The 12,087-nt window shown below is 66.6% G+C and carries 12 protein-coding genes; all 12 read right to left on the bottom strand.

Features of this window, described 5'->3' with window-relative positions:
• Positions 1–9 precede the first annotated feature (9 nt).
• The 12 genes from KUV74_RS10860 to KUV74_RS10915 all read right to left on the bottom strand — a co-directional run bounded on the left by KUV74_RS10860 (position 10) and on the right by KUV74_RS10915 (position 11,984).
• Positions 10–513, bottom strand: a complete 504-nt coding sequence (locus tag KUV74_RS10860) for a chemotaxis protein CheW (RefSeq protein WP_108132029.1) — start codon at positions 511–513, stop codon at positions 10–12.
• A complete protein-coding gene (gene cheA, locus KUV74_RS10865) occupies positions 510–2,774 on the bottom strand; it encodes a chemotaxis protein CheA (RefSeq protein ID WP_222516299.1) in 2,265 nt (754 codons plus the stop codon). The genes KUV74_RS10860 and cheA overlap by 4 nt, the downstream gene beginning before the upstream one ends.
• A gap of 23 nt (positions 2,775–2,797) precedes the next feature.
• Entirely contained in the window at positions 2,798–3,769 is a 972-nt protein-coding gene (gene motB / locus KUV74_RS10870) for a flagellar motor protein MotB (protein WP_108132031.1), read from the bottom strand.
• Positions 3,766–4,638, bottom strand: a complete 873-nt coding sequence (gene motA, locus KUV74_RS10875; RefSeq protein ID WP_045994770.1) for a flagellar motor stator protein MotA — start codon at positions 4,636–4,638, stop codon at positions 3,766–3,768. The genes motB and motA overlap by 4 nt, the downstream gene beginning before the upstream one ends.
• Positions 4,639–4,969: 331 nt before the next feature.
• A complete protein-coding gene (gene flhC, locus KUV74_RS10880) occupies positions 4,970–5,557 on the bottom strand; it encodes a flagellar transcriptional regulator FlhC (protein WP_045994769.1) in 588 nt (195 codons plus the stop codon).
• On the bottom strand, positions 5,554–5,880 hold the full coding sequence (locus KUV74_RS10885) for a flagellar transcriptional regulator FlhD (RefSeq protein ID WP_045994768.1): 327 nt from the start codon (positions 5,878–5,880) through the stop codon (positions 5,554–5,556). Before KUV74_RS10885 ends, flhC begins: the two co-directional genes overlap by 4 nt.
• Before the next feature lie 290 nt (positions 5,881–6,170).
• Positions 6,171–6,461, bottom strand: coding sequence for an EscU/YscU/HrcU family type III secretion system export apparatus switch protein (locus KUV74_RS10890; protein WP_045994767.1), 291 nt, complete (start codon positions 6,459–6,461; stop codon positions 6,171–6,173).
• Positions 6,458–7,822: a flagellar hook-length control protein FliK gene (locus tag KUV74_RS20980; RefSeq protein ID WP_222516300.1), complete on the bottom strand. Its 1,365-nt coding sequence runs from the start codon at positions 7,820–7,822 to the stop codon at positions 6,458–6,460. Before KUV74_RS20980 ends, KUV74_RS10890 begins: the two co-directional genes overlap by 4 nt.
• Positions 7,819–8,247 (bottom strand): flagellar protein FliT, encoded by a 429-nt coding sequence (gene fliT, locus KUV74_RS10900; protein WP_231498575.1) that lies wholly within the window; start codon positions 8,245–8,247, stop codon positions 7,819–7,821. The genes KUV74_RS20980 and fliT overlap by 4 nt, the downstream gene beginning before the upstream one ends.
• Before the next feature lie 16 nt (positions 8,248–8,263).
• Positions 8,264–8,674 (bottom strand): flagellar export chaperone FliS, encoded by a 411-nt coding sequence (gene fliS, locus KUV74_RS10905; RefSeq protein WP_045994764.1) that lies wholly within the window; start codon positions 8,672–8,674, stop codon positions 8,264–8,266.
• Between the two features lie 36 nt (positions 8,675–8,710).
• Positions 8,711–10,114 (bottom strand): flagellar filament capping protein FliD, encoded by a 1,404-nt coding sequence (gene fliD, locus KUV74_RS10910; protein ID WP_108132034.1) that lies wholly within the window; start codon positions 10,112–10,114, stop codon positions 8,711–8,713.
• A 118-nt stretch (positions 10,115–10,232) separates the two neighbouring features.
• Positions 10,233–11,984 carry an HD domain-containing phosphohydrolase gene (locus KUV74_RS10915; RefSeq protein ID WP_222516301.1) on the bottom strand — a complete coding sequence of 584 codons (1,752 nt, stop codon included), beginning with the start codon at positions 11,982–11,984 and terminating at the stop codon, positions 10,233–10,235.
• Between the last annotated feature and the right edge of the window lie 103 nt (positions 11,985–12,087).

Consider the following 12,087-nt stretch of genomic DNA (forward strand, 5'->3'; position numbering starts at 1 on the left):
CAGAGGGCGTCAGGCGCTGTCACCGGCGTGTTCGACCAGGGCCATTTCGTCGCTGGTCAACAGCTTGTCGATGTCCACCAGCACCAGCATGCGGTCCTCGAGGCTGCCCAGGCCGCTCAGGTAGTCCGACGACAGGGTCACGCCGAACTCCGGGGCCGGCTTGATCTGTTCCGGGGCCAGGGTCATCACGTCGGATACCGCATCGACCACGATGCCCACCACGCGGGTGCCCACGTTGACCACGATCACCACGGTCTGGCCGCCGTACTCGACCCGCTCCAGGCGGAACTTGATGCGCAGATCGACGATGGGAACGATGACGCCGCGCAGATTGGTCACGCCCTTGATGAAGGCCGGGGCGTTGGCGATGCGGGTGACGTTCTCGTAGCCGCGGATCTCCTGGACCTTGAGGATGTCGATGGCGTATTCCTCGTCGCCCAGGGAGAACACGAGGAATTCACGATGGCTCAGGTCAGTGGCCGCCTGTGCTGCCAGATCGGTGTGCTGGTTCATGCTGAAAGGTCCTCCGTCAGGGGCTGGGATTCAGGCAAAAGGTGGGCGCCGCGAGTATCGTGGTGGCGTCGCTGCTTCTTCTCGCGGTCGAGGCGGTGCAGGTCGGCGATGTCCAGGATCAGCGCCACGCTGCCGTCACCCAGGATGGTGGCGGCGGACACGCCCGGCACTCGCCGGTAGTTGGTTTCCAGGTTCTTGACCACCACCTGCTGCTGGCCGATCAGGTCGTCCACCAGCAGGGCGTAGCGGCGCCCTTCGCCCTGGACGATGACGGCGATGGTCTCGGTGATCTCGGTGCGGGCGTTGGCCACGTCCAGCGCCGAATGGACCGCCACCACCGGCAGGTACTCGTCGCGCACCTGCAGCACCTGGTCGTCGCCGGCCATGGCGTAGAGGTTGTCGCGGGAGGGCTGCAGCGACTCCAGCACCGCCGACAGCGGCAGGATGAAGGTCTCCTCGCCGACCCGAATCGACATGCCGTCGAGGATCGCCAGGGTCAGCGGCAGCACGATGCGGGTGGTGGTGCCCTGGCCCTGGCGCGACAGGATCTCGACGTGACCGCCCATGGCCTGGATGTTGCGCTTGACCACGTCCATGCCGACCCCGCGGCCGGAGACGTCGCTGACCTGGGCGGCGGTGGAGAATCCGGGGGCGAAGATCAGCTGCCACACCTCGTCATCGCTCATCGCGTCGGAGACGTTCAGGCCGCTTTCGCGGGCCTTGGCCAGGATGCGCTCGCGGTCCAGGCCGGCGCCGTCGTCGATCACCTCGATCAGGATGTTGCCGCCCTGGTGCTGGGCCGACAGGGTCAGCCGCCCGGTCGCCGGCTTGCCGGCGGCAAGACGCGCCTCGGGCGACTCGATGCCGTGGTCCAGGCTGTTGCGTACCAGGTGGGTCAGGGGGTCGATGATGCGCTCGGTCAGGCTCTTGTCGAGCTCGGTGGACTCGCCCTCGGTGGTCAGTTCCACGTCCTTGTCGAGCTTGGAGGCCAGATCGCGGACCAGCCTCGGATAGCGGCTGAAGACGTAGTCCATCGGCACCATGCGGACCGACATCACCGCCTCCTGCAGATCCCGCGCATTGCGCTGCAACAGGCTCATGCCGTTGAGCAGGCGCGGATCGGCGGCGGCGTCGAGCTCGCTGACGGTCTGGTCGAGCATCGACTGGGTGATGATCAGCTCACCGACCAGGTTGATGATCTGGTCGACCTTGTCCACCGAGACGCGGATGGAGCTGGCCTCCTTGACCGGCTTGGCGCTGGTCTTGCGCTGCTGGCGCGGCGGGGACGAGCCGGCATCCGCGGTCGTGGCAGCCGTGGTGGCGGGGGCAGTGGCTGCAGCAGCGGCGGCGGGGCCGGCATCAGTGGCGGGCGTCGCTGGGGCTGGCTCGGCCGCAGGCGCTGGGGCGGCGGGGGCTTTTTCTGCGCTGTCGCCGGCGCCGGCGCCGTCGCCGGCGCTTTCCGGGGCGCTGTCAGTGCCGGTAACAGGGGCTGTGCCAGCGACACTCCGGCAGGGACCTATCTCGACCTGGTCGGCCTCGGCGATAAAGCACATCACCGCCTCGATATCCTCGGCGCTGACGCTGGTGGACAACACCACCTCATGGCGCTGGGCGTCGCCGCGTCGCTCCAGCACCTCGCCGAGCTGGGCCAGCTCTTCCACCAGCAGCTCGCGGTCCTTGTCGGCCACGCCGATCAGCGCCACCACCAGGGCCGTGCCGTCGTCCTGTGCCGGCGCTTCACTGGTGGCGGCCTGATCCGCGGGCGAGTCGGCGGGCGGAGCCGTCGCCGCCGGGGCGGGGGCCGGATCGGCCGCTGCTACCACAGTTGGCGCCGCCGGTGCCGCAGGCTCGGCGCCACCGTCCAACGCCTGGCCAATCTCCTCCAGTGCCAGGGTCTTCAGGGTCTGACAGATGCGCTCGTAGGCCTCCTGGTCCGGCGCCTGTTCGTTGCGGTAGGCGTCGAGCTGGTCGTTGAGCATGTCCTTGGTTTCCAGAAAGGTGTCGACGATGTCGGGGCGAAGGCGCAGCTCGCCGCGCCGGGTATGGTCGAGCAGGTTCTCGAACAGGTGGGTGGTGCGCTGCAGGATCTCGAAGCCGAACGTACCGGCGCCGCCCTTGATCGAGTGGGCGGCGCGGAAGATGGCGTTGAGCTGCTCGGTGTCCGGCGCTGCTGGATCCAGCTCCAGCAGATGGCGTTCCATGTCCGCCAGCAGTTCTTCGGCTTCCTCGAAGAAGGTGTCGTAGAAGTCGGTGATATCCATGCCTGTGTCACCCTTGTTCTGGTTCAGTGCGGCTCGTCTGGCGGCGACGCTGGGGAATTGGCCAGGGCGGTGTGAAAGCGTGCCTCGATGTCCTCGAGGGGACCGGCGAGCTGGGCCTCACCGCTTCCCCTGGCGGGCCTGGGGGCTCGCGGATCCAGGGTGCCGGGGTGGCGAATCAGCTCGGCGACGCTGGGAAACAGCACCACCAGTTCGATACGTCGATTGATCGGGTCATCGGCGTCGGTGCCAGGCATCACCACCTGGTCAGCGAGGCCTGCCACCCGCAGCAGCTTGTCGCCCTCGAGGCCGCCATCGAGCAGCTCGCGGCGCGAGGCGTTGGCGCGGTCCGAGGAAAGCTCCCAGTTGCTGTAGCCGCCCCGGCCGTTCAGGTAGGCCAGGCTGTCGGTATGGCCACTGATGCTCAGGTCGTTGGGCAGGTCGTTGAGCAGCGGCGCCATGGTGCGCAGCAGATTGCGCAGGTAGGGCGCCACGCGGTCGCTGCCGAGGGCAAACATCGGCCGCTGCTCGTCGTCCAGTAACTGGATGCGCAGCCCCTCCTGGGTCATGTCGAAGCGCAGCTGGTCACGCAGTCCGCGCAGACTAGGGTCCTGCTGGATGGCCAGCTCGATGCGCTGCTGCAGGTCACGGAAGGCGCGTCGTTGCTGCTCGCTGGGGCGGGTCTGGCGCTTGAGGTCGATGCGCATGCGCTCGCCCTGCTGGCTGGTCACGTCGGGCCCACCGCCGGGGATGACCTGGGGGCTCATGGCCACGCTGTCGCCATTGGTCATGGCGGCCAGCAGCGGCATGCTGAAGTAGTCGGCCACGCCCTCGCGGGTCTCGCGGCTGGCGGAAGACAGGATCCACATCACCAGAAACAGCGCCATCAGCGCCGTCATGAAGTCAGCCAGGGCGATCTTCCAGCTACCGCCATGGTGGCGATGCACCACCTTCTTGCGGCGGATGATGATCGGTCGGCGCTGGTTGGGGCTGCTCATGCGGCCCCCGCGCTGGCCTTGGCGTCACGCACATGGTCCTCGAGCTCCTTGAAGCTCGGGCGTTCGCTGGTGTGCAGCGCCTTGCGGCCGAACTCCACCGCCAGCTGCGGCGGATAGCCGTGCAGGCTGGCCAGCAGGGTGACCCTCAGGCACTGCAGCATCTTGATCGACTCGCCGGTCTGGCGTTCGATGCGGTAGGCCAGCGGGCTGATGAAGCCATAGCCGAGCAGGATGCCGAGGAAGGTGCCGACCAGGGCGTGGGCGATCATCACCCCCATCTCGGCGGGATCGGCGGCGGTGACGCTCAGCGCCTTCACCACCCCCATCACCGCGGCGACGATGCCGAAGGCGGGCATGGAATCGCCGACCTTGGCGATGGCGTCGGCAGGAATATGCGCCTCCTGCTCGAACATCTCGATCTCGTGGAGCATCAGCTCGTCGATTTCCATCGGGTCCATGCTGCCGGCCACCATCAGGCGCAGGTAGTCGGTCAGGAAGTTCATGATCATCGGGTCGGCGACGACCTTGGGATACTCGCTGAACAGCGCACTTTCGGCGGGGTTGTCGATGTCGCGCTCGATGCCCAGCATGCCGTCGCGGCGCACCTTGGCCAGCAGCCGGTAAAGCAACGCCATCAGCTCCATGTACATGGCCTTGTCGTAGCGCTTGGAGCGCCTCAGACGAGGAAAGATGCGGAAGGTCGCCTTGAGCGCCTTGCCGTGGTTGGAGGCGATGAAGGCGCCAACGCCGGCGCCACCGATCATCAGCAGTTCGGTCGGCTGGAACAGCGGGCCGAGGCTGCCGCCGGAGAGCACGAAGCCCCCGAACACCGACAGCAGCACGACCGCGAATCCAATAGGTATCAGCACGACGACTATCCTTTGCAGAGACGTGGAAGACGTTCTGCTTCAGTTATCGGCGTGCCGGCGACAGACTTGAGCCGTGAAATCACCGTTCAACGAAAAAATATGCAGGATCGGTGGGCCCAAGGAAGAAGGGGGAGAGTAAAGACAGAGTGAAGGTAGAGAGGTAGAGAGGGAGAGAGCGGAGAAAGAGAGGGTAAGAGAGTGAGAGGGCGAGGGGGTGGGGCCTAGCGAGAAGGGAGTAGGGCGAGTGAAACAGGGCGGATAACCGCAGACTGGACTGCCGCAGGGCGCCCCGACAAGGAGCGGCCCTGCGGCCTGCGATGCTAAAGAGGGGTCAAGCCAGATGCTTGACCGGTCCTGCAATCGCTGGCGTCTCTGCGGCCTTGGCGGCCTCGTCCTTCTGCGCCTGGCGACGGCGGGTCTTGCCGGCGCGGGACGGCGGCTGGCAGATGCCGCAGACGTAGTCGTGGCTCGGCGAGTGAGCGTGGGCCACGAAATTGCCATGACAGCGGGTGCAGGGCGTCAACTGCAGCAGGTCGCTTTCAAAAAAGCGGATCAGCGTCCAGGCCCGGGTCAGCCCCAGCACCGGCTCGGCGGCGTCGATGTCGATCTGCTCGGTGTACAGCCGGTAGGCCTTGACGAAGGCCTCCATGCGCTCGCATCCCTGGTCCTGCAGGCGCTGATAGAAGGCATAGAACAGCGACGAGTGGATGTTCGGCAGCCAGGTGATGAACCAGTCGGTGGAAAACGGCAGCATGCCCTTGGGCGGTGACATGCCGCGGACCTCCTTGAACAGCCGGATCAGGCGGGCCCGACTGAGGTCGGTCTCGGTTTCCAGGACCTGCAGACGCGCACCGAGTTCGATCAGGTCGATGGCGAGCTGCACCTGATGCATCTCCTGGACCAGGCTCTTGGTGCTCATGTCAGCGCGCCTCCGGTAGAGGCCGCGCTGCAGGCCATCAACAGCGAGGAGTGGAGGTGAGCCAGGCCCTGTTCCCGCGGGTTGTCCACCACCTGACGCAGTTGCTCGGTGGAGCCGAGCCCCAGTTGGCAGAGCAGCTGGTTGGTGCGTGACAGCCGGGTCAGCTGGCGTGCATTGAAGCTTTCCAGCAGCTCAGCCTGTTCTTCGCTGATGTTCAGACGTAGACGGGCGGTGGTGCGGTCTTCGGCCAACAGACGTTGGGCCAGTAGAAGATAGGCAAGATTCAACTCCTGAATCTCGTCGATCAGTGACTGATTGCTCATGGGTTCCCTGCCTTGATCGTTTTTTTTGCTGATCATCGCCAGCTTTAGGTATTGCCGATATACCTGAATAGGTGCGGACGGACACTATCGGAACTTTTTGACGTTTAAGTGTCAGGTCCGTGTCCACCATTCGAGGTATTGTCGATTGCTATCAGTGTGGCGCAAGCCAGGAGGGAGGAAAAAGCTTCAACGGTGTCCGTTTGATGTGTATCAAGAAAAGTGAATATTCAAAGAAAACCGATATTTACGACGCCAAAAAAACCCAAGTTTAATTAGCCCTGTACATTTTATTACATTCTGTTTCGCGAGTCGCTCGCATTTAGCTCGCCCACCCACACCAGCAGTTCGGCGATCACCTGGTAGAGACGAGGCGGAATCTGCTCGTCCAGATCGAGCTGCATCAACAGGCCCACCAGCGCCGGTTCATCATGGACGTGGATTCCCTGGCGGCGGGCTTCGTCGATGATGCGCTCGGCGATATCACCGTAGCCCTTGGCGATCACCCTCGGTGCCTGATCATTTTCACCATAGCTCAGCGCCACCGCATGGCGGCGTGAGGGTGCGGGTTGGTCATCGCTCACTTGGGAAGCTCCTCGGCAGACCTGCTGTCACCTTCGGTGATGGTCAGCTCCACCCGGGCGAAGCCATGGCCCTCAAGGCGCTGTATCAGTGTTTCGCGCCCTTGCTCGAGTCGATCCCTCAGGCCCTCGGCGGACGTCGCCAGGCGCAGGCTCAGGTGCTCTTCACCGAGCAGCGCGGACACCCTGAGCGAGCCATGTTCGGCCAGCTCCAGTTCCAGCTCGGTGCGCCAGGCGTGTTCCTCGTCCTTGCTGTCGTCGCGGCCCTTGCCGCCGCCTTGATGATCCGGCTCCCGTTGCGGCGGATGAATGGCGAGCGCCATGAACAGTCCGCTCCAGACGTCGCCTTCCCAGCGCAGCACCGGGGTGGCCAGCATCTCGAGCTGGTGGCGCACCAGCGGAGCGAGGCTCTCGTGGACGCCGCTTGGGGATGCGCCCTCGCGACGGGCGGCGGCGGCATCGGCCGACGTGCTCGAGACGCCCTGGGCATCGGCGGCGATCGTCGTCGCCAGGCTGGGCAGATAGCCGGCCGGCTGGGAGCTGCGCCAGGGCGCCAGCGGGAAGGCGGGCGCCATGTTCTGTCGAGAGCTCGGTTGAGTGCCCGGTTGAGAGCTCGATTGAGCGCTCGGTTGCCCGGCCATTGCGCCCGCTTGAGTAGAGAGCCGACCAGGGCCTGAAGCGGGGGAGTGCCCAGAGGTCTGAGCATTCGCCTCGCTGGCCATTGGCCGAAACACCAGGGCGCGCCACATCTGGGGCTCCCGTGCCAGCTGGGCGCGGTCCAGGTTGCCGTGAAACCAGCGATTGAGGTGGGACTCGTAGAACAGGCCGCTGTCGCGCACGCGCTCGCCCAGACGCTCGGCGAGCATCGTGACGGCGGGCCCTGACGGGCCAGTGGCCAGCCCGGCCGTTGCGCTGGTCGCCGTGGTTGCCGTGGTTGCCGTGGTGGCCGGGGCGCCGTGTGTGGCGCCTAGCGTCGACGGCGACGCGCTCTGGGGCGCTTGTTGGGCGGGGCTCGCCGTCAGCAGGGGACCCGTCGATGTCAACGCCGAGGGCGGCGCCGGAAAACGCGCCAGCAGCTCGGCGATGCGAGCGCCCGGTGCGCTCAATCGGGTGATGGTGGAGGCGGGACGATCGCTGTCGGTGGGGACCTCGGCGTTCGGTGTTGCCGGGCGCTGGCCGGTGGTGGCGGCGGCTTGCTGGGGCCGCCGTGCGTCCAGGCGCGAGTCGCTATGGACCGCGCCTGGCCCCCGTCCCGGGTCCACCGGCTGGACCGGGGCGTTGGGGTCCTTGGTCGGGGGCACGTCGACACGCTTGCCCAGCACCTGGTGGAGCAGGGTATCGATCAGCGGTGTGATGCCGCTCACGGCGTCTCGCGTCGAAAGCGGGTGCCGGCGTTGACCACCCGGCCACCGGCGTAGGCGCGGTGCAGGTCCTGCTGGTTGCGCGACACCTTGAGCAGTTCGCCGAGTTCGTCACGGCGGTGAACCAGCTTTTCTCGCAGCGCCAGATCATTGACCAGAATGGCCTCCAGCAGGCTGCCGAGGCGCTGGCGCTCGTCGGCGTCGAGGCTTGCCATCGGTGCCGCGCCATCGAGTGTCGCTCCATCACGTGCAGCGCTGTCGAGAGCGGCAACCTGGCTGACATAGTCGCCCTCAATAGCAATCAGCTCGTCCCAGGCGTGGTCGGCGGCCAGCGACAGCATCCGTTCGGTCATCGCCAGCAGTGCCTCGTAGCGAGACAGCAGGGGGCCTTGGGTATCTGGGCCGTGGTACTCGGCAAGCGGTGGCATCTAGGACCTCAAGCGCTCAGGAGTGGGTGGTGGTGCCGATCTCGCGCCAGGCCGAGGCGATATCCTCGATCAGGCGTTCGGCTTCGTCGAGGCCACTGGCGTCGTTGCGCAGGTTGGCGTCGAGCAGGCGGCGCGCTATGTAGTCATAGAGGCTGTCGAGCTGCAGTGCCACCTCGCCGCCCTGTTCGCCGTCCAGCACCGCGCGCAGGCCGCTGTTGACGATATCCAGTGCCTTGGAGATGGCGGCGCCCTTGGCCGGAATATTACCGTCTTCCAGGTGCAGGCGGGCGGCGCGAATCGACGCCTGGGCGCCGTCGAACAGCATCACGATCAACTGGTGGGGGCTGGCCGACATCACGCCGCTCTCCACCCCCATGCGGGCGTAAGCGCCGGCGCCGCGGCCATAGGTGGCCTGTGCTTGTGTCATTGGTTGTCTCCTCGGCTGGGTCTGGCGGGCTCAGGGCTATTGGTTCAGCTGGGCGTTCAGCGCATCGAACTGCTGGGTCAGGTAGCTGCTGGTCTGGTTCATGCTGGCGATCATGCTGTCCAGCTGTCCGAATTGGCTGCGGTAGCGCTCCACGGTGGCATCGATGCTCTGCTCGGTGCGCTCGTACTGGCGGTCGAGGCTTTCCATGCGGGTCTCGAGCCCGCTGGTAGCATTGTCGAGCAGGCCGCCGTCATCGAGGATGGCGCCCAGGGTGTCGTCGAGGCTGTCGGCAAGACCTACCCCGTCCTCGCCACCGGTAAAGAAGTCGGCCAGGTCGCCGCGCTCGCTGGAGATGACCTCGTCCAGGCGCTCGTCATCGAGTTCAAGGGTGCCGTCGAGCTGCAGGGTGATGCCGATATCGCTGAGGGTGCGGAAGTCACCCTGGGCCACGCCGCCGGACAGGGTGCCGCGCAGCCGCGATTCGATGCTGCGCAGGGTGGCGTCGCCAAGCAGTTCGCCCGAGGCACCGCTCTCGGCGTCGAAGCTGGTCAGCGTGCCCATGGTGTCCTTGAGCTCGTTGTAGCTGTCGACGAAGCCGCTGACCGCCTCACGCAGGGCCAGGTTGTTGTACTCGACCTTGACCGTGGTCTCGCCGACGTCCGTCAGGGTCAGGTCGACGCCCTCGATGGCTCCCTCGACGCTGTTGGAGGCACTGGTGATGGCGATGCCGTTGACCGTCAGTGCCGCGTCTTCACCGGCCACCGATTGGTGCATGCCGGCGCCGGTGTCGTCGGGGTCGGGGCTTGAGATGTCGAACGCCAGCTTGGCCTGCAGCTCGGTATCGGCGGCGTCATCCGGCACGAAGCTCACGGCGCTGATCGACGCCTCGGCGCCGGTCTTGTCGCTCGACAGCACCAGACGGTAGGGGTTGTCGGCGTCGCCGGTATTGATGATCGAGGCGCTGACGCCGGCCTCGGCGTCATTGATGGCGTCGCGCAGTCCCTCCAGGGTGCTGTCTTCCTGGCTCAGGCTGATGCTGACGTCTTCGCCACCCACGGTAAGGCTCAGGGTGCCGGCGCCCAGCTCGCTGTCCCTGGCGTCGAAGCCGTCGCTGGCCAGGCTCTGGGCTCGGGCCAGCCGGGTCACCTCGACGTCGTAGCGGCCGGGGCTCGCCAGTTCGCTGGCGCTGGCACTGATACCCTCGCCCTCGACGCTGCTGGACAGGCTCTGGTAAAGCGCCGGGTCGCCGAGCTTGTCGACCGCCTCCTGGAAGCTGTTCAGCGCGCCTTCCAGGGTGCCGTAGGCGGAGATCTTGGCCTGATAGCTCGCCTGCTGGGCCACGATGGGCTCCAGCTGCTTTTGCTCCGCCGCCTCGAGCTGATCGAGCAGCCCGTTGAGGTCGAGACCGGAGCCGATGCCGAGCGATGAGATCGAGGCCATGTCGTCCTTCCTGTGTGATGGGGGCAGTGTGACAGAACGCCGGCAGGCCAGTGGCTCGAACAGGCGTCCTTGTGCTTGGTATATCGGGTTATCGGCGGGTGCTCATCGGACTTGAGCGTCAGGCGCCGATGATCACCTCGGCCTGGATCTCGCCCAGCGCGGCCAGCGTCTCGCCTTCCACCAGCGGGCCGATCAGCGGCTCCCGTGGGACCTGGCTGGGCGGCTTGCCGGCCATGCGCTGTACCCGCGAGGGCCGGCCCTGGTCGTCCAGCGCCAGTACCCAGCCGAGCGAGGCGTCGTCAAAGCGCACCAGCGAGCCGATCGGGTACAGACCGAAGCGCCGGATAAAGCGCTTGACCCAGCTGGTGTCGAACTTGTCGGGGTGGTCGAGCAGGTAGCGGTAGATCGCCGCGAGACGCCAAGGCGGACGGTCGGGGCGCTGGGCACGCATGGCATCGATGGCGTCGACCACGGCACTGGCCCGGGCCAGCTCACGTAGCTCGTCGTCGCGGATGCCGGCGGGATAGCCGCTGCCGTCGAGGCGCTCGTTGATCTGGCAGGCGGTGGCCTCGAACACCGAGGCGTTGATCCAGGCGCAGTGGCTGAGGCGCTCGCGCAGCCAGCCCACGTGCTGGATCAGACGATTGCGTTCGGCGTCGCCGAAGGTCGGCGTCAGGCGCAGGGGCTCGGGCAGCAGCACCTTGCCCAGGTCATGAATCATGGCGCTGGCGACGATGGACTTGCGCAACTCGCCGGGCAGGCTGTCTTCCAGCAGATCGATCAACAGGATCGCCACCGACAGGCCGTGGCGTACCGGCCAGGACTCGCGGGTCAGGAACCTCAGCGCGAACAGCACGCCGTCGCGGTCCTCGTCGTACAGGGCCAGCAGGTGGTCGGCCTGGCGCGACAGGCGCGGGCCGTGGATGCAGCCGCCCTGAATCAGCTCCATAGCCTGGGCGTGCAGGTAGCCGGCTACGCGGGACAGCCGCTGGGTCATGACGGTGGGGTAGGCTTCCGCCTCGCGACGGCCAAGGCGCGGGCCGCGGCGCCCTGCCGGTGGCTGAAACAGCGGCGATGGCGGACGCCTGGAATCCACCCCTTCGGCGATGCGCGCGGCCTCGCGTTCGACCTCGCGTACCAGCTTCCACAGGGTGCGATCCTGGTGGGCCCCGACGCCGATGAAGCGAAAGCCGGCCTCGACCAGCCGCCGTTCGGGGTCGAAGCGATGATGTTGCACGACGGCCTGGAGCGCCAGACGGGTACAATCGGGAAAGCCCAGCTCCAGCGGCACCGGCAGCTCTCTGTTGGTCAGCACAGGAGCGGCGGTGCGCGGGAGGTCGAGGCGACAGCCGTCCACCGACAGATCGATCAGGTCGCCGTGCAAGTCCTGGCTGTCGCCGTCTCTGAGCACCGCCTCGGCGGCCATGCCCAGGCGCAGGCGCGCGCGAAAGCTTTGACGGCGCTGTAGCCGCTCCAGCTGGTCCGGGTAGGGGCAGCGCCACAGCCGGCGCAGCGGCACGCCCTGGCCGGGTGCGCGGCTGACTTCCCGCGACAGCTCCGCCTCACTCGGCGCCGTGGTCACCTCTCCGTCCGCGGCCGTGATCGCCGGAGTGCGGGTGATCATGCCCTCGCAGTAGCCGACCAGACGAAAGGACTTGCCCTGCTTAAGCTGGCGGTGAAGCCCCTCCACCGCGGTGATGTCCAGGGTGATGGACTCCCCCGGGGCAATCTCCATCAGCAGCACCGGTGTCGGCGTTCCATTGCCTTCCTCCCACGCCAGTGCGGCCCCCTGGGGGCCGCTCAAGCAGTCCAGCAGCCTGGCGATTTCCTGGGGGGCGCGTACTTCCTCGAATTCTTGTTGGTCCGGCACCAGCGGGACTCCTCGACGACATCTGGCATACGTTGTCTCGGAGTATCGGCAGAATGTGCCGGATCTTTAGGCTGCCAACCGTGCTCGGGCTAGACACTCGGCG

The organism is Halomonas sp. DP1Y21-3 (assembly GCF_019801245.1).
Classification (GTDB): Bacteria; Pseudomonadota; Gammaproteobacteria; order Pseudomonadales; family Halomonadaceae; genus Halomonas; species Halomonas litopenaei.